This window comes from Janthinobacterium sp. LPB2021202312-11-4 (genome assembly GCF_037049705.1).
In the GTDB taxonomy this organism is placed as follows: domain Bacteria; phylum Pseudomonadota; class Gammaproteobacteria; order Pseudomonadales; family Pseudomonadaceae; genus Aquipseudomonas.
In genome coordinates this window covers 1-16,955 of record NZ_JBAGKV010000057.1, presented here as the reverse complement: position 1 = coordinate 16,955, position 16,955 = coordinate 1, and the positions used below count along the sequence as shown (strand labels likewise).

Sequence of the window (16,955 nt, the reverse complement as noted above, 5' to 3'; positions counted from 1 at the left end):
TTGAACTCCAAATGGTTGGAGTATCAAAAAAACGGTGGGTACTTCAGACCTTCCCTAGACGGCAGAGGTTATCGAGATATGCCGGGACTAGTTTTGGCAAGGCAAGACCAGCCAAATTTCCGAATAGAGAAACATTGACAGCAACATCATAACCACCCCGTCCCCTCACCTTATCATCAGCCCTGACTGTTAAGAGTGGGAATGGCAGTGGTTCGAGAAAGTAGCCAATCAACTTTGCCTCATCGGGAGTCAATTGTTTAATGACTTCCACGAACGCAGGATGAGCCCCATCGGCGGTGCTCTTGTCCATGGCAGCGGCAAGTAGGTTGGCATACATGTCACTCAACGACTCTTCATGGCCCGTGAAGCGTAATGCTTCTATGGCGGGACCAGCGACATTGGGCTTTGGCGAAATGATGTTCTCGGGCGGTACATCCTTCAGATTGCTTGCTAGTTTGGCATCAAGGAAGTCTTTAATCCTTTCAAAGCCCCACACCAGACCACTAACAGGATAAAGAGCTACATTGATAGCTCGTCCTAGTGTTTCTAAAGACTTGCCAAGTTCTTTTGCAACTGGCTGAGCCATATCCTGATAAACAGGTACTGCTTTAGCCAAGCCAGTCACCGCATCGATTGTTGCCTTGATGCTGTTATCACCACCAGACTCTTCGCTCATCACGCGTTTATCCTTGCAATAGCTGTATAAGTCAGAATGACATGACTCCTGTTTGACTGACAGAAAAAATGTTAGCAAATCAAAGAATCAGTGGCCGGTCGTGCTGTCATTTTTCGATAAAGACATTTCAAACTCGGCAATCAGGTCTTGCAATCCAACACCCAGGACTTTACACAAATCTCGAAGCTGCACGATATCCAACCGACGTGTCCCACTTTCTATGTCACTCATGAAGGACTGTGGACGCCCCAGAGCCTTTGAACACTGTACTTGAGTCAGGCCAGCCGCCTTCCTGTGTTTCTTCAGCAGGGTCAGTAGGACTGCGTGTTCGGGTTTGTAGATCGTCTTGGGCATGACTGGTCAGCAGCGAGATGGGCAGCCTCCAATCTATATCTGGTTTTCAGATATCTGAATTTGGGATATTGTTGCCTCTACCTGCCATACCAAAGGAACGCTTGATGAACACCATTACTCGCTTGCTGTGCCTGCTGCCCATGATCGCGTCTGCTGCCGCTATGGCCGACACCTACCCAAAGCGAACACTGGCTGCTGGCTCAATGGTTTGCTTCAAAGCAGGGGACTGGACAAAGCTGGTAGAGGCATCGCTTGATCAGGACGAAGATGAGGCTGAACGTCTGATCGGATCGGGGAAGTGCCGAACGATTTCAACTGCTACCAAGGTCAATTTTATCGAAGGGCCTAAGAATGGTGACAAGTCTGCACTGATACAGCTTCCCAGCGGGAAAACCGCCATGACAGCGAATGGTTGGCTGCGTTGATTCATTATCCAATGAGTCATTGGGCACACCAGCCTCAGACCGAGTGAGGGCAGGACATGAACGAGAAACTGTTTGTACTCACCACCCAGAAGAAAAAAACCAATCACATCCTGCACATCATCATGACCGTTCTAACCGGAGGTCTATGGTTGTTGGTGTGGGGCGTGACTATGCGGAGCAATGACGCACACAACAAGAAGCTGGACAAACAAATCAATCAGATCGTGCACTACAAGACGCAAGGTTTGAGTGATACCGACACTTACAAACAAATACAGAATGATCAATTGAACGCTGATGTGTTTCAAGGTCGACTGATCTTTGTGATTCTGGTAGTGGTGTTTCTGTACTTCTACCTTCGATAGTTGTTGCACACATACAGCGGAGCTTTGAGCGTGATACCTCCTGGCTCCGCCGAAGTGTGTTCATACCAAAATCTTTGCACCGAAAACGTTAGTTTTCAAGTGTACTCAGCTCCAGCGTGACCGCCGACATTCCTCCGAATGTACTTCAGTAACAAAAAAACATCACACAGATCCAGCTCTTCGCTTGTGAGTTTGATCTTGCTCTTGTCTGTTGGTGCAGAAGTGAATACGGACGTATTCGGTAGTACTTCATCAGCAACGCTGAAGTTATCCCACCCACCTTCGGTGTGGCAGATCAGAAGCAAAGAGCATGGATTTGTTTCGATTTCATTGTATTGATGGTGTGCTGATCCAGAATCGGGACGATGCGACTTATTACCAGTTTCTCTTATATATCTGTCGTTAACTCAAGTTACTGACCCCCATGACGGTTTCTCGTCACAGGGGGCAGGCTTGGCTCAAGTGGCCAGCAGTTCTAATTGCCATTTCTTGACAGTGGTCTTGGAGACACCTGTTTGTCGTGCAATCGTCTTTATAGCTCCACCTTGCTCCAGTAGAAGTAATACTTCCTGTCGCTTCGGGTGCTCCTTTCGCCCAAGCTGCTTTTTGTCGGGCATGCAACTTGTCCAAAACGAACTGAAGTCAATTTCAACACCGAGCCGAAAGAGCGTTTCCGGATGACGCTCCAAGTACAGTGCGATCCCCTTCAGTGCCACTCTCGTCGCTTCGACGACACGCTGAATCTGTCTCACGCTCATCGGGTTACGGTCGTGATTCAGTAACCATGTTGACGCGCTGTCTACTGAAATTTCCGGAAGCCTGAGTAATTTAGTGACATCAGCAGGAGATACGCTGTACTTGCCGTTAATCAGTCCTGGCCCCGTATTGATAGCCCCATGAACATAGTCGTCCAACCATGGTGTTGGAATCTCTTCAACTTTTGCAGCCCAGATCGCGGCATGCACCGGATTTTTAATCACCGACTCGCTTCGACCTTGTCCACTCTTTACTACGTCGACCGATTGGGAACTTGGTCTGGGAAGGGTGGAGACTGTTGCTATGCTCACATTATTCGCAACTGAAGTGAAAAGAGGGATTGGACTACCGTCTTCGACATGAATGTAACTGATTTCTGCTTGATTGGTTGCCGCTGGGTAATCAGTCGGTTCGGGGGCGTAGTCCGAGAAGGTGTAGCAGCCCAGCAACTCGCCTGTCCTCTTGTCGAAGACAAAGCTGTCAATGGTGGCGGTGTGGTGCTTAATGAGAGTGGAGCGAATATCGGTTGCCGATACAGTGATGTTATTCACTTTTTTGAGGGCGATATTGGTCATCTTAAATTCTCCTATTCAAGTTCATGTCATTGGCGTTACCTCGGGTATTGCCGGTTTGGTTTGGTTAATGACGGCCACAAAAAAGCCCCAATCTGAAACACTGTTGCAAAAGTGTTCGAGTGAGGCTCTTCGAGGTGTCGGTCTGTCATTCGAGACAGGTGGAGGATATTACACAACCCGCCATCCCCTGTCAATCTAAAAAGTTGACACGGTGTGAACTTGTTGATCTAGGAGATGGGTCTTGCACTATCAGACTCAATCGATTTCTCGCCCATCGGTGTGCAAATCTTTGATGAAACCGATTTCCGGAGCGCAATACGCCCTTTGCTTGGTTCGGAGGCTCGCCAAGCCCCGTAAACATTGGATGAAACTCATATCCGAGATTGAAGTTTGGCGAAAGTAGGTTGCGTTTTTAACGAGTTTTGGAGGGTTTTTACGAGGTTTTCGAGGCCGCCAGTACGGTCACTGCCACCCGCCAACGAACAACTCCTGAAGCATCTCCGCGATAGTCTCAACGGGTACGCCTGAACCGTAGACGTCGAAAGTTATGGTGCCCGAGGCATGCCCCATCACAGCCTGTGCGTATGCCGCTGGTACACCTTTGGCTTGCATCAAGGACGCCAGCGAGTGACGCATGGAATGAAACACCAAGCCGGGACTGAAAGACTCCCCAAGAGCCGCAGGGATCGCCTGTTGGTTAGCCCACTCACCGCCTGTCTTGTAACCAATCTGAGCCAATGAGTCCGATCCACTGAGCTTGCACGACTCGACGTACCGCAAGAATGCTGCGAGGTCGAAACCGTAAGCCCCGTCAGTCAGTGGCACCAGTCGCTCACTACGCTTGTTCTTAATTGACTTTCCTTCGCCTGCTTCGTTGATGTGAATCGCTGTGACGTCTGAAGCAAGGTTTTGAACATCGCTTACCGTCAACTGTGAGATTTCATTCAGACGTCCACCAGTAATTGCACCGAGACTCAACAGCCAGCGTTTCCAAGAGGTCTCAGGGAGTGTGTTGGAGTAGGCAACCAGCTTGCTTATCTGATCCTGAGTGAACGCCTTACGGGTCGATTCAATGCCCTTCGTGAGCTTAAGTTTCTTGTCGTAAGACTTGGATATGTGACCGTTTTCAACTGACCATGCAAGGACAGCAGAGAGCTTCACGATCAGCTTATTGACCGTTGAGGGCATGCGACCATCTGCAAGACGATCACGCAAAGCCACGAGGTCAGCCCGCGAGTGCGTCCGCATGTCCAACTCTCCAAGAGCAGCAGAGATAGTGCCGTGGCAAATCTTGGTTTCCTTAAGGGTCGATGCCTTCTGGTCCTGCCCACGGTCAGCCAAGTAGAGACCCGAGAGTGTCTCAAAGGTCATCGCTGGCGCCAGTACAGATAGAGACACCGGGACGTTCGCGTCAGACTTCATGATTCGTGTAGAGCCGCCCACAAGGCCAGAGTGACTATCATGCAACCCGCCCCACTCCTGCGTGACGTCGCCATCACATGCAGCCTTAAACAGCTCCATCGATACAACACGGAAATGTTCTTTCAGCTTGCTCCACGACGCATCTGGGTTATCCAAATGGAACGCCCTGACAAAGCCCGATAGCTGCTCAGCGGCATCCATAGCCGCCCTTCTGTTGCTAGTCTTCAGGGAAACCGAAGCGAGATCAGTGGTGCTACCTGTTGCCCTGAGACGCATGTAGTAAATACCGTTGCGTCGGTAGTGATATGGCTTAGCAAGCCTTGTGGTCGGCTTCAAAGAAATCGCAAGACTTGTAACACTGGTTGATACAGCAGATCGAACTTCAAGGATACTCATGGCGGTTAGCCCCCGTAATCATTGGGTTAACCTGCATTCCTTGAAGTTCTGGATGTACTGCCGGGAGGACCTGCGCAAGCTCAAGCGGATCACCCTGTTGTGGGATTACATCCGCGAAGTGACTGAGCAGAACCAGAGCCTGTTGATGGGGGAAAGTCGGGAGATGGTGTTCGCCGATTAGTCAGCCATCACCACGATCGACACCCGACGGTTTTCTGTGCGGCCGGCCGGCGTGTCGTTGGAGGCCACCGGTTCACTGCTGCCCAGTCCCTGCAATTTGATGTTCTCTTCCTTCATGCCGACTGTGGTCAGGACCTTGCCCACGCTTTTCGCCCGGCGCAGGGACAATTGCTGGTTGTAGGACTCTTTACCCGACGCATCGGTGTGGCCATCGACCCGCACTCGCTCGATGCCGACACCCAGCAGGGCCTTGCCGATGCGCTGGACGATCTCGGTGCTCTGCGGGTTCAGGCTTTCGACATCACTGCCAAACAGCACTTTGCCGGACAGGCCAAAGGCCCAGCCTTCGTCGGTCAACTCGAAACCTTGTTGTTTGAGCACGGCGATCTGCGCCGGACTCAGGCCTTTTTGCGGCGCGGTTTGACACCCGGTCAATGCCAAAAAAGCCATGAACAGGGTAATGGTGAAAAATTGCAGGTAACGCTGGGAAATCGAAAACACGGAAATTAGCTCCTGGTGTGAACATGGGCGACCGGGTGCTCCGACCCGGCCGTTTGCTGTGCGCCTCGGGAGAGGCGCTTGGCTTGGTACATCGCCGCGTCGGCGGCGTTGAGCAGAGCGCCGGGCGTGGCGCCATGATCGGGATAGACGGCGACGCCGATGCTCAGTGAGGTCAACACCGAGGTGTTGTCCGGCAACAGGATCGGCACCTCCATGCTGGCAATGATTTTGTCGGCAATGCGCTCGGCGTCTTCGGTCTTGTGCAGCGGCGTCAGCAGGACCGCAAACTCGTCGCCGCCCAAACGCGCCACCAGATCCTCTTCGCGCAATTGCGCACGAACCCGCGTGGCCACCGCCACCAGCACCGCATCGCCTGCGGCATGGCCGAAGTTGTCGTTGATTTCCTTGAACCGGTCACTGTCGAGAAACAACACCGCCACGCGCTCGTTGAGCTTGCCGGCATTGCGCAGCGCGCGAATCAATCGACCTTCGAAAAAGGCCCGGTTCGGCAACCCGGTCAAGCTGTCATGGCTGGCCTGGTGAGCCAGGGTTTCGTTCTCGCTTTGCAGGTGGGTTTGCCAGGATTCGAGCTCATCGAGCAGGGCATTGAAGTCGTTGCCCAGGTTGTCCAGTTCGGCAATGGCGGCGGGCGGCACACGCTGGTCAAAGGCTCGGTCGCTGCGGGCCGCGTGGGCGACAAAGGCGAGGCTGCGCAGTGGACCGGTGATGCCACGCAACTGCCGGCGCGCCAGGTAGAGGGCGACCCAGGCACTGATGGCGGTGCACAACACGATGCCCATCAAACCGCTGAGCAAAAAGCGCATCAGGCTGCCGCCGTGACCGGTGAGCTGAATGCTGCCGATCTCCTGGCCCTGATGGATGATCGGCATGCTGATGGGTTTTTCCAGGAAGGCCTTGGCAATCTGCAGTTCAAGCTCGGAGAACAAACCGGTTTCCGGTCGCTGCCAACGGGCAAGTATCACGCCCTGCTCGTCGAGGACCTGGGCATCAGCCACTTCCTCGGTGGAGGCGATCAACGCCAGCGCTTCAGTCGCGGCAGCCTTGTCGTTGAACACCACCGCGGCTTCCACGGTGTAGTTGATCGAACGCGCGATCAGGTGCAGGTTATGGTCGGCATAGACCCGCAACGCCAGCACACCCAGCAACGTCAGCGAAATACTGGCCATGGCCACGGCTACCAGCGCAACGATCAAATGACCGCGACCGATAACCGAACGCAAAGTGGGGCGAGTATCCGATTTGAATAGACTCATGGTGCCGCCGGCTTGCGGCGCGACAACTGCAACACGCTGGGGTGAATGCGCACGCCACTGCGGGCGACGGAGTCGAGGTTGACCTCAAAGGACACTTGTTCGTCACTGACCCTCAGGCAGAAAAGGCTGCCGACGGTGCACTGATCACTGGCCTCGCTGATGCTCAACACCGGTTGCCCCATCAACGCGGCGAACAAGCGGCTGCGCTCATCGGCGGTCAACTTGCCGATGTAGACCGCATCGCACTCGCTGGCAATGGCCGGATTGTCAGCCAACAACCGTCGGACCGTGACCGGGCGACCGGTAGCCTGGGTCGAGCCCTTGACCAGATCGTCGGTGTATTCAGTCGGCCCCACCACGCACAGTCGCAACTGCGCAGGCTCCACGGGCCAGCGGGCATAACTGAGAATCCCGAGCACAACCTGGGTGACCGCTTTGGCCCGTTGATCGGCCATGCTGACGGCCGTTTCAGGCTGAGCGTACACAACGCCAGTCAGCAAACAGAGAAGGCTGGCCAGCAATACTCGCTTGCAGCCAACAACGCACTCTGTCGCTCGGACAGCCACCTTCATGCAGGATTCTCTTCGATCTAAAACGGAATGATGCCGCAACGATAGCACAGCACCGAAACACCCGCGAGGCCGCGAAACACGGCGCTTGCGGACATTTTTCTGCCGTCAACCGATTGGCATTTCAAGGGCTAAACTCAACCCCCTCCTCCAACTCCAGCATCAACCCGCTCAAGCGTTTCACTTTGCGTTGCACCGCCTCTTCGAACACGCCGGCACGGGGTTCGATCAGGGTGAACCAGTCCTTGGCCCGGGTGATCCCGGTGTAGATCAGCTCCTTGGTCAGCACCGGGTTCAGCGCGTCCGGGAGAATCAACGCCGTGTGGGCAAACTCCGAGCCTTGGGATTTGTGCACCGTCATTGCGTACACGGTCTCGACATCGTTGAGCCGACTCGGCAGCACAAAACGCACGCCGCCCTGGCCGTCGTTGCGGGGGAAGGCGACACGCAGTACATGCTTGCCTGCTTCGGGACCGTCGCGTTCCGGCAATTTCAGCGCAATGCCGATATCACCGTTCATCAAGCCCAGGCCATAGTCGTTGCGGGTCATCAACACCGGTCGGCCTTCGTACCACTGTTGATCGCTGTCGATCAGCCGCGCCTTGAGCAAGGCGTCGGTCACGCGCTGATTCAAGCCTTCAACGCCCCAGGGGCCTTTCCGCACGGCGCATAACAATTGGAAGCTGTCGAAGGCACGCAGCACGTGCCGGGCCCATTCGGTCCAGCGTTTGTCATCGAGGGGGCTGTCGAGGGGGGGCCGTTGTTGGCGCAACAGGCTCAGGTAATGCCGATAACCTTGCGGGCCATCGTCGTGGCCGTCGAGCAGCAAACGCTCCAGCGCCCGGTCCTGCTCGCCTTTGAGCGGCAGGGAAAACACATCTTTGAAGCGCCGTTCGGCCAAGAGCTTGCGCGCTTCGTCGGGGTGTTGCTGATTGACCCAACGGGCCAGTTGACCAATCCCGCTGCCCTCGCCGAATCGACGGGAGTGGCGCAGCATCACCACTTGCTGGGCCAGCGGATGAGTGCCCTGGGTATCTTCGTGCAAACCGCTGGCCGCAAGGCTTTCACCGCTGACGGTCTCCAGCCACTGGCGGGTCCGCGGGCTGTACCAACCGGCCTCTGCATCGCGGCACAGGTCACCGAGCACAGCCCCCGCCTCCACCGAAGCCAACTGATCCTTGTCACCGAGCAGCACCAGACGCGCATGGGCCGGTAAGGCGTCGAGCAAGTTGGCCATCATTTCCAGGTCGATCATCGAGGCTTCATCGACCACCAGCACATCCAGCGGCAAGCGGTTACCGGCGTGGTGGCGAAAAGGCCGAGTGCCTGGCCGACTGCCGAGCAGACGGTGCACGGTGGTGACGTCCGACGGAATCTTGTCCCGCACGGCATCAGCCACTGTCAGGGTTTGAACTTGCTGACTAATGGACTCAGTCAGCCGCGCAGCAGCCTTGCCGGTGGGTGCGGCCAGGCGAATACGCAGCGGTTTTCCGGCCTCCACGGCTGGCGCCTGGAGCAGCGCCAGTAATCGCACCACGGTGGTAGTCTTGCCGGTCCCGGGACCGCCAGTGACGATACTGAATGCGCCGCGAGTGGCCAGAGCACAGGCGAGCTTTTGCCAATCGACCACTTCGCCAGGCTGAGCGGGGCCGAACAACCCAGTCAGGCGTTGCTGCAGATCCGCAGGAGCGGCTTCCTGTTCCGCCAGGCGCTGACGCAAGGCTTTGTCGATACGCCGTTCGTAAGCCCAGTAACGGCGCAAATACAGGCGTTTGCCCGACAACACCAACGGTCGATGCCGAGCGGCCTCACCACCGTCCACCGCCAGCGCTACCAGACTGCTGGCGGCCAGTACCTTGCACCAATGGGCACCGTCCAGCGCTTCAAGCAATTGCGACGGCAGCAACATCGCGCCGCTTTGCAGATCACCTTCCGGCGGTAGTGACAGGGCAAAGTCCGGCGCCTTGAGGGTTTCGAATAGATCCAGGCACACATGGCCGTGGCCGAGTTGATGACTGGTCAACGCCGCCGCCAGCAAGACCAGCGGGTCATCATCGGGAGCGAGTTCGTGGAGAAAGGCAACGAAAGCCTTGTCCAGCGCGCGCAACCAGCCGCGCTCGACCCAACGGGTGAGCAGCAGCAACAGATCGTCAGCGCGAGTCAGGGGGGCGAGGTCGGCCAGACTTTCGGCCGCCAGTGGCATGGGCAACAAATCGGCGAAGGTGCGGCTCATAAAAGTACTCCCTGTTCCCAGGCAGGCTCGGCCTTGGGCTCCGGCTTGCCCTGGAACAGACGATCCAGGCGCTCGATCAATTCCCGTGGCGGTCGGGCAAAATAAACGCCTTGGCTGGCGGCACGCGTCCCGCGCAGGAACAGGTACAACGCACCGCCGACATGCCGGTCGTAATCGTAGTCGGGCAACCGCGCCTTGAGTTGGCGATGCAAGGCCAGCAGGTACAAGACATATTGCAGGTCATAGCGGTTATCGAGAATCGACTGTTCCATGGCCTGTTCGGTGTATGCGGCGTCATCGACGCCGAGCCAGTTGGATTTGTAATCGGCGACGTAGTAACGACCGTCATGCTCGAACGTCAGGTCGATAAAACCTTTGAACATGCCATTGAGCAGCACCGGTTCGGCGGCCACTCGGGCCACGCCGTTGTGGGTGTATTGGCGCACCAGTTCATCGAGCTTGAGCACATCGACTTTGTGGCTGGCGAACCAGAATTCCATCTCGACCCGGTACTGAGTCAATTGCTCGAAGACGACCGGTGGCTGCCCGCCGCCGATGTGCAACGGTGATTTGAGCAGGTGCTGCAGCCAGTCGCTCAACGTGATGATCCAGCCTTCCCAGCCACGACGATTGCAGCGACGGCCAACGGCGTCCTCCACGGCTTTGGGTGTCGCATTGAAACCCTCGTCACCGGCCCACTCCAGCAAGCCATGAAGAAAGGTGCCGGGGTTCGGACCGCGAGGAAAACGGTGAATATCAGCGCCGCCGGTGACCATGTCCCGTGGTGCTTCGGGATCGAGACGCTCATCGTCGAAGAGCTTTTGAGCTTGCGGGCTCTCCGGTGCTTCGTCGCTGCCTACGCTCATGCTGTCGCCGATACGCAAGGCGCTGTAGGAAGCGATCCACCAGTTCTCGCTGGCCTTGCGCTTGGGGATCAACGGCGCGAGCAAGGTCGCTTCATTGCGCGGTGGATGGTAATGCTCGACGGTCGCCTCCGGCATCTCACCGTAGCTGAGCGCCGGACAGCCCTGCTGCAAGTCCTCCAGCCAGCGCTTCAGACCTGCGGACTCGGCCAATGCCGCACCACCACCCAACAGATAACCCAATGCCGACAAGTGCAGCACCGAGCTGTTGTTATTGCCGCGTTTGAGGTCGGTCACGCCAAGCCAGCAGGCATGTTGAGCGCGGGTCAGGGCGACGTAGAGCAAGCGCAAATCCTCGGCCAAGCGCTCATCATCGGCCAGGGCAATCAACTCGGCGGTGGGCTTCAACGTCACCTGAGCCTTGCCCGTGGCGTCGTGGTAATGCAGCGGCAGACGGCTGCCATCCACCGGTTTCGCCGAGCAAATGAATGGCAGGAACACCAAGGGATACTCAAGCCCCTTGGACTTGTGAATGGTCACGACCTTGACCAGTTGCTCATCGCTTTCAAGGCGCAGGATCTGCTCTTCGCCGGCCTGTCCGGATAACGCCAGGTGTTCGGACAAATGACGAATCAGTGCCTGCTCGCCATCGAGTTCGGCGGCCGCTTGTTGCAGCAGTTCGGACAAGTGCAGCAGGTTGGTCAGTACACGCTCGCCATCGCTGCGAGCGATCAATGCCTGGGGTAACTGGAAGTCATGCAGCAAGCGTCGCAACATCGGCAACACGCCCTGCTTGCGCCAGATCTCGCGGTACTGTCGGAACTGCATGACCCGCGCTTCCCAGGCCAGTTCATCCTGATTCAGTCGCTCAAGTTCGGCCAGCGAGAGGTTCAGCGTGATGCAGGCCAACGCCGCTCGCAACGGCCGCTCGATATCAGGCTCGGCGCAGGCCTTGAGCCAGATCAGCAGGTCATGGGCTTCCTGGGCGGCGAACACCGAGTCCTTGTCCGAGAGATAAACGCTGCGCACGCCACGGGCGGAGAGTTCACCACGTACGGCCTGGGCCTCTTTGCCGTCGCGGACCAGAATCGCGATGTCTGCCGGCAGCAGGCCTCGAAAATCCTTGCCGTCCTGTACGAACCCCGCACGACCTTGTTGCCCGCCATTGAGCAACGCGGTGATTTCACTGGCGCAAGCGGCGGCCAATTGTTGTCGGTACACCACGCCGGACAGCGGCTGTTCAGCGGACAAATGCCAGATATTCAACGCAGGTACTTTCTCACCATCAACCTGCAGAACCTCTTTACGACCTTGGGACTCGACAGGCAGGAACGGCACCGGGTTGTCGCCGTTTTTCTCGCGAAAGAGGAACGCCCCGCGCCCGGCCTCACAAGACTCGGCGCGTTCGAAAACATGGTTCACCGCAGTGACCATGCCATGGCTGGAACGGAAGTTGGTGCCCAGGGTATGCAAGCGGCCAGTGGTGGCCTGACGAGCGCGCAGGTAGGTGTAGATGTCAGCGCCGCGAAAGGCATAGATCGCCTGTTTCGGGTCGCCGATCAGGAACAGGCCGCATTCGGGATTGTTGTCTTCGATGCGGTAGATGCTTTCGAAGATGCGGTACTGCACAGGGTCGGTGTCCTGGAATTCGTCGATCAATGCCACCGGGAACTGTTCGCGAATCAGGGTGGCCAGGCGCTCGCCGCCATCGGACTGCAAAGCGGCATCGAGGCGCAGCAGCATGTCGTCGAAACCCATTTCCGCACGTCGACGTTTTTCTTCTTCGAACCGGGCCCCCACCCATTGAGCGGCGTGTTGCAACACCGCTGCATCCGGCGTCGGCAAACTGTCGAGGCTGACTTTGAGCCCAGGCATGGCGTCCAGTCCGGGATGACGGGGTGCTTCGCCCTTCCAGGCTTCCGCCATGCCATCGGGGGTCAGGCGAGTAAAACCGGTGCCAATGTCCAGTTGCTCAAGGGACTCGTCTTCGGCCCAGGCCTTGATCTTTTCGAACCAGGGCTCAAAGTAGCGCGCCTGCATCTTGCGCCCGTCGACGCTTTTACTGGCCACACCCTGGTGACAGATCGCGAGCAGTTCGTCCGCCCATTGGCGCCAGGGCATTTTCAGCTCGAGCAATGCTGTGCGGCGTTCGTGCAGGCAATCGGCAATCAGTTCGGCGGGCTCTTTTCCTTCAACGCTGTCACGCTCGCTGGCGAACAGTCCGCGCACTCGCGGTAGCAACGCGGCCGGGCCGCCCCAATTACCGCGAACCCAGTTCAGCGCATCACCCTGCATCGGGTAGCAGAACAGCCGCCAATAATCGCGCAGGACTTCGCCCAGCAGATCGCTGTGATCGGTTTCCAGTGTCTGGGTGAACAGGCTGCCACTGTCGAACGCATGCTCACGCAACATGCGCTGGCACCAACTGTGGATGGTCGAGACCGCCGCTTCGTCCATCCATTGAGCAGCGATGTCCAGGCGGTTTGCGCAACCGGACCATTGTTCGGGAAGGAACAGATCCCTCAAGTCAGCAATCAAGCTGTCAGGCGCCGGCGTCTCATCCCGGAAAAACCGTGCGGCTTCGGCCAGACGGGTGCGAATACGCTCGCGCAATTCTTTGGTGGCGGCATCGGTGAAGGTCACGACGAGGATTTGCGGTGGCAACAGTTCACGCCCAAAACCACTCGACTCACCGCCGTGACCAAGGACCAGACGCAAATACAGCGCGGAGATGGTGAAGGTCTTGCCGGTTCCGGCACTGGCTTCGATCAGTTGGCTGCCGCGCAGGGGGAATGCCAGCGCCAGAGGTGTCTTCGTAGTCATGAGCGCGCGCCCTCGCTGGTCAGTGAACGCCAAGGGGCTTCAAGCAGCGGCCGGTACAGTGCGTCGCACCAGCCAGTAAAGGTCTCGTCGTCGGTCAGACTGTCGTAGTCGGCGAATTGCCGGGCAAGAGCAGGACTTTCGCGCCGCTCGCCATCGGTGGTCTGGCCATCGCCTTCGTAGGCCTTTCTCGCAGCGGCCTCAGCTTTGACCGGGTCGGTCTGACCAAGCCAGGCGAAGGCAGTTTTTACCGCGATCGGCAGTGGCTGACGCATGCCCGTTTGCCAAGCCAGCAGCAAGTTGCCGAGGGTCTGCAGTGCTGCCGCTTTATCCAGCGGTTCCAGCAGAAGACTATCGTCGCTGGCCACCAGCGCGGTGGTCATCGATAAACCGCTGGCACAGGCAACCAGGTGATTGACCCAGGGGCGAGTCAGGCGATGCCATTTGCGGGTCTTGAGCGAGCCGATACTGTTGGGAATCGTGGTGACCGATAGCAAGCCTTCGTCTGCCCGTTGATGCAGGCCACTGAGCCAGCCTTCCAGGCGCAAACCGTGCAACTCCAGGCTAACCGGCAACGCGCTGGTGAGGGGCGTCGGCCATAACGTCAGGAGTTGTTGGTAGCGTTGCAGCAGATCCGGCAGCGGCTCGATCAGCTCTCGCTGAAGACATTCACCAAAACCGGCCATGGGCAGCAGGCCACTGTTTTGCAGGCGCATGGCTTGGGCCTCCAGCGCTTCATCTGCGTGGTCCAGTTGACTCAGTGCCGCCTCAAGCAAGCTGTCGCTGAGGCTATAGCGTTGCAGCGAGTCGAGTACAAAAGGCTCTTCATCGGCCAGGGGGACTTCGGCGGCTTCAAAGAACACCTTGAGCCGCTGACTGAAGAAATGGCGTACTGGGTTGCGCAGAAAATCCTGCAATTGCCCCAGGCTTAGCGGCTCTTCCTGAACGAAAGGCTCGAGCACCTCGACATCAGCCGCACGCTCATTGGCCTGATGCAGCACCTGCCACTCGCTGGCATAGCTGAACAAGGCATCGCCTTCGTGGAAGTAGCGGGCACTGAAAGGCTGCAGCGGGTGTTCCTGGGTCATCGCCTCAAGCAGGGGATTGTGCTCTTCATTCAGTCTCCACCCACTGGCTAGATGATCGCGCAACTGGCCGATCAGTACCGATGCCGGGCGCTCGCTGTTGTCGCGAATGCTCCGGCCTACCCAACTGATATAAAGCTGATTGCGGGCTGACAACAGCGCTTCGAGCAGCAGATAGCGATCATCCTCACGCCGGGAGCGATCGCCGGGGCGGTAGTCACTGCCCATCAGGTCAAAGTCCAGCGGTGGTTGCGCGCGCGGATAGTCGCCGTCGTTCATACCGAGCAGACACACCAGTTTGAACGGGATGGCTCGCATGGGCATCAAGGTACAGAAGTTGACTGCCCCGGCCAGAAAGCGTTGGGACAAGCGCCCTTGATCGAGGCCGGCCAGCCAGGCCTCACGGACTACGGTCAGCGGTAATTCGTCCTGCAATCCCACGGATTCGCAGGTATCAAGCCAGGTTTCACGCAACTCTTCGAGCTGAGCCAGCAAGTAGTCGTCGTGTTCGTTACTGGCTTTGAAAAACAACTGAATCAGCCCCTGCAACCGCACGCCCCATTGTTTTGGCGGGGCAGGTTGCGTGAGTTCATGGTGCGCGATTTCCAGTGCGTCCAGCAGTGCAACCAAAGGACCGATGAGCGCGGCATCCAACCCGCCGATCTCGTCATAGGGTTCTATCCCCTCGCAGGCACTGGCGCTGCCGACTGCATAGCCGAGCAACATCCGTCGCAGGCCGAAACGCCAACTGTTTTGCTCCAGTTCCTGCGGCAGACCGAGGCCGGCTCGTTGCTCGGCATTCATTCCCCAGCGGATACCGGCACCTTCGATCCAGCGGTGCAGGGTTGGCAGGTCGCGCTCTTCGACACCAAACCGGGCACGCAGCGCGGGAACGTCCAGCAGGTCGAGGATCTCACTGACCGGGAAACGGCTGTCCGGTAGCTTGAGCAGGTGTTCGACAGCGATCAGTAGCGGATCGCGACCGCGTTGGCCCTGATCCGCCAGCGTGAAGGGAATGAAACGCGGGTCACTGCGCTCAAGCTGACCGAATACCGCACGGATATGCGGGGCGTAACTGTCGATGTCTGGAACCATCACGATTACATCGCGCGGCCTTAAGTCCAGGTTGGCACTGAAGCGTTCGAGCAGTTGGTCGTGAAGGATCTCGACTTCCCGCTGAGCACTATGGGCAATGTGAAAACGGATCGATTGATCGCTCTGTGGATCAACGGCCGGCCAATGTTCCCGGGTCTCGCTCAAAGGACGCAGTTCTAGGATGTCGTCCTGCAACTGATTAAGCATGTTCTGTGGTTGGCTTTCGCTGAAGAGGTCGATCCGTCCGTCACGAAATGCCGCACGATAACTGCCGGGATCGTCGTAGCTATCAAGTAGGTTTATGTAGTCCCGCCCCTGCTTGCCCCATGCGGCCAGCAGCGGATGAGCATGTTGGTGAAGGGTTTGCGGATCGAGGACAACCGGCATGCCGCTTTTTCGGGCCTGACGCTTATATTGATGCCGCAGCAGGTCTTTATCGGCGACGATGTCTGCCCAATGGTGGCGACATGGGTTATGAACGCAGAGCAGGACCTGGCTGAATCGAGCCAATCCGGCGAGTGCTTCCAGTGCTTGGGCAGGCAGCGAAGAAATCCCGAAAACGATCACTCGGGATGGCAGTCCAGTTGGCGCAACTTCAAGATTGTTGATGCGTTCGATAAACCGCTGGTGCACACCCGCACGGCTTTGCGCCATGCCTTGTTCCCCCACATCCACCAGCAACGCACGCCATAATTCCGCCTGCCAGCAATTGGCTGGGGTCAGGGCTTTGGCTTCGCCTCTGCCATTTCGCAATTGGTGTCGACCTTCCGCCCAATCCTCCAGCCAGTCGGCCCGATACACTTGGTATTGGTCGAACAGATCCGCCAGACGCTCAGACAACTGATAGCGTTTGCGCAGATCGGAGTCATGGGTGAGGAATCGTTGCAGAGGTTCGAAATGCGGTTGGTCGATCAACTGCGGCAGCAGGCGCATCAAACGCCAGGTCAGCGGCGCTTTATCGAGCAGCGACTTGACCGGAATTTCATCACGGCCCAGGACCATACGATAGAGCTGCCACATGAAGCTGCCCGGCAGTTGAACATCGATTGCAGCTGCGATGCCACAACCGCCCGTATCGTCATCTTCAGGGTCTTCAGCCAACGCGAGCTTCAGCCATTGAGCAATGCCGTTGCTTTGTACCAAAGCGATTTCATTTTCCAAGGGAGCCAGCGGGTAATGCCGCATTACGCTGATCACCAGGCTGCGCAGTTCATCCAAACTGTTGCTCTGAACCACCATAAAACCAGCATTGAGGGACGCGGCGTCCGGCATAAAGGCTTCCTTGGAAAAATACAAAAGCTAGGGCCGAACCTTAGCACTGTCGGGGGACGGTGACAGCCGGGAGCCGTCCGAGAATGCTGTACGA

Annotated in this window: 13 protein-coding genes; 3 read left to right on the top strand and 10 right to left on the bottom strand. The window is 57.4% G+C overall.

Going from position 1 to position 16,955, the window contains the following annotated elements; all coding sequences use genetic code 11:
• Positions 1-43 precede the first annotated feature (43 nt).
• Together V5E99_RS30365 and V5E99_RS30360 are read right to left on the bottom strand one after the other, a co-directional pair.
• Positions 44-676 carry a DUF4393 domain-containing protein gene (locus tag V5E99_RS30365; protein ID WP_499806183.1) on the bottom strand — a complete coding sequence of 211 codons (633 nt, stop codon included), beginning with the start codon at positions 674-676 and terminating at the stop codon, positions 44-46.
• An 87-nt stretch (positions 677-763) separates the two neighbouring features.
• Positions 764-1,030 carry a helix-turn-helix domain-containing protein gene (locus V5E99_RS30360; RefSeq protein WP_499806182.1) on the bottom strand — a complete coding sequence of 89 codons (267 nt, stop codon included), beginning with the start codon at positions 1,028-1,030 and terminating at the stop codon, positions 764-766.
• A gap of 104 nt (positions 1,031-1,134) precedes the next feature.
• Between V5E99_RS30360 and V5E99_RS30355 the strand changes: the two genes are divergently transcribed.
• Complete coding sequence (locus V5E99_RS30355; protein WP_131671504.1) at positions 1,135-1,455, top strand: hypothetical protein; 321 nt, start codon at positions 1,135-1,137, stop codon at positions 1,453-1,455.
• A 56-nt stretch (positions 1,456-1,511) separates the two neighbouring features.
• Positions 1,512-1,820, top strand: a complete 309-nt coding sequence (locus tag V5E99_RS30350) for a hypothetical protein (RefSeq protein ID WP_499806181.1) — start codon at positions 1,512-1,514, stop codon at positions 1,818-1,820.
• 458 nt (positions 1,821-2,278) lie between these two features.
• Here the strand turns inward: V5E99_RS30350 and V5E99_RS30345 are convergent, their stop codons facing one another.
• Together V5E99_RS30345 and V5E99_RS30340 are read right to left on the bottom strand one after the other, a co-directional pair.
• Positions 2,279-3,151, bottom strand: a complete 873-nt coding sequence (locus V5E99_RS30345; protein ID WP_499806180.1) for a helix-turn-helix domain-containing protein — start codon at positions 3,149-3,151, stop codon at positions 2,279-2,281.
• 462 nt (positions 3,152-3,613) lie between these two features.
• On the bottom strand, positions 3,614-4,969 hold the full coding sequence (locus V5E99_RS30340; protein WP_499806179.1) for a tyrosine-type recombinase/integrase: 1,356 nt from the start codon (positions 4,967-4,969) through the stop codon (positions 3,614-3,616).
• Between V5E99_RS30340 and V5E99_RS30335 the strand changes: the two genes are divergently transcribed.
• On the top strand, positions 4,968-5,150 hold the full coding sequence (locus V5E99_RS30335; RefSeq protein WP_499806178.1) for a hypothetical protein: 183 nt from the start codon (positions 4,968-4,970) through the stop codon (positions 5,148-5,150). The two genes, V5E99_RS30340 and V5E99_RS30335, sit on opposite strands and share 2 nt — an antisense overlap.
• Here V5E99_RS30335 and yfiB read toward each other — a convergent pair.
• From yfiB to recC, 6 genes are all read right to left on the bottom strand, one after another.
• On the bottom strand, positions 5,147-5,650 hold the full coding sequence (yfiB, locus tag V5E99_RS30330; RefSeq protein ID WP_499806177.1) for an outer membrane lipoprotein YfiB: 504 nt from the start codon (positions 5,648-5,650) through the stop codon (positions 5,147-5,149). The two genes, V5E99_RS30335 and yfiB, sit on opposite strands and share 4 nt — an antisense overlap.
• A gap of 5 nt (positions 5,651-5,655) precedes the next feature.
• On the bottom strand, positions 5,656-6,924 hold the full coding sequence (dgcN, locus tag V5E99_RS30325; RefSeq protein WP_499806175.1) for a diguanylate cyclase DgcN/YfiN: 1,269 nt from the start codon (positions 6,922-6,924) through the stop codon (positions 5,656-5,658).
• Positions 6,921-7,379 carry a regulatory sequestration protein YfiR gene (gene yfiR, locus V5E99_RS30320; RefSeq protein ID WP_499806174.1) on the bottom strand — a complete coding sequence of 153 codons (459 nt, stop codon included), beginning with the start codon at positions 7,377-7,379 and terminating at the stop codon, positions 6,921-6,923. The genes dgcN and yfiR overlap by 4 nt, the downstream gene beginning before the upstream one ends.
• Before the next feature lie 238 nt (positions 7,380-7,617).
• Positions 7,618-9,726 carry an exodeoxyribonuclease V subunit alpha gene (gene recD / locus V5E99_RS30315; protein ID WP_499806173.1) on the bottom strand — a complete coding sequence of 703 codons (2,109 nt, stop codon included), beginning with the start codon at positions 9,724-9,726 and terminating at the stop codon, positions 7,618-7,620.
• Positions 9,723-13,412 (bottom strand): exodeoxyribonuclease V subunit beta, encoded by a 3,690-nt coding sequence (gene recB, locus V5E99_RS30310; protein ID WP_499806172.1) that lies wholly within the window; start codon positions 13,410-13,412, stop codon positions 9,723-9,725. Before recB ends, recD begins: the two co-directional genes overlap by 4 nt.
• Positions 13,409-16,861, bottom strand: coding sequence for an exodeoxyribonuclease V subunit gamma (gene recC / locus V5E99_RS30305; RefSeq protein WP_499806171.1), 3,453 nt, complete (start codon positions 16,859-16,861; stop codon positions 13,409-13,411). Before recC ends, recB begins: the two co-directional genes overlap by 4 nt.
• Positions 16,862-16,955 lie beyond the last annotated feature (94 nt).

What these genes read in the sequence shown, in the direction of transcription:
- V5E99_RS30365 (WP_499806183.1), bottom strand. Translation starts at nt 676, where the DNA reads ATGAGCGAAGAGTCTGGTGGTGATAACAGCATCAAGGCAACAATCGAT.
- V5E99_RS30360 (WP_499806182.1), bottom strand. Translation starts at nt 1,030, where the DNA reads ATGCCCAAGACGATCTACAAACCCGAACACGCAGTCCTACTGACCCTG.
- V5E99_RS30355 (WP_131671504.1), top strand. Translation starts at nt 1,135, where the DNA reads ATGAACACCATTACTCGCTTGCTGTGCCTGCTGCCCATGATCGCGTCT.
- V5E99_RS30350 (WP_499806181.1), top strand. Translation starts at nt 1,512, where the DNA reads ATGAACGAGAAACTGTTTGTACTCACCACCCAGAAGAAAAAAACCAAT.
- V5E99_RS30345 (WP_499806180.1), bottom strand. Translation starts at nt 3,151, where the DNA reads ATGACCAATATCGCCCTCAAAAAAGTGAATAACATCACTGTATCGGCA.
- V5E99_RS30335 (WP_499806178.1), top strand. Translation starts at nt 4,968, where the DNA reads ATGGCGGTTAGCCCCCGTAATCATTGGGTTAACCTGCATTCCTTGAAG.
- V5E99_RS30340 (WP_499806179.1), bottom strand. Translation starts at nt 4,969, where the DNA reads ATGAGTATCCTTGAAGTTCGATCTGCTGTATCAACCAGTGTTACAAGT.
- dgcN (WP_499806175.1), bottom strand. Translation starts at nt 6,924, where the DNA reads ATGAGTCTATTCAAATCGGATACTCGCCCCACTTTGCGTTCGGTTATC.
- yfiR (WP_499806174.1), bottom strand. Translation starts at nt 7,379, where the DNA reads ATGGCCGATCAACGGGCCAAAGCGGTCACCCAGGTTGTGCTCGGGATT.
- recD (WP_499806173.1), bottom strand. Translation starts at nt 9,726, where the DNA reads ATGAGCCGCACCTTCGCCGATTTGTTGCCCATGCCACTGGCGGCCGAA.
- recB (WP_499806172.1), bottom strand. Translation starts at nt 13,412, where the DNA reads ATGACTACGAAGACACCTCTGGCGCTGGCATTCCCCCTGCGCGGCAGC.
- recC (WP_499806171.1), bottom strand. Translation starts at nt 16,861, where the DNA reads ATGCCGGACGCCGCGTCCCTCAATGCTGGTTTTATGGTGGTTCAGAGC.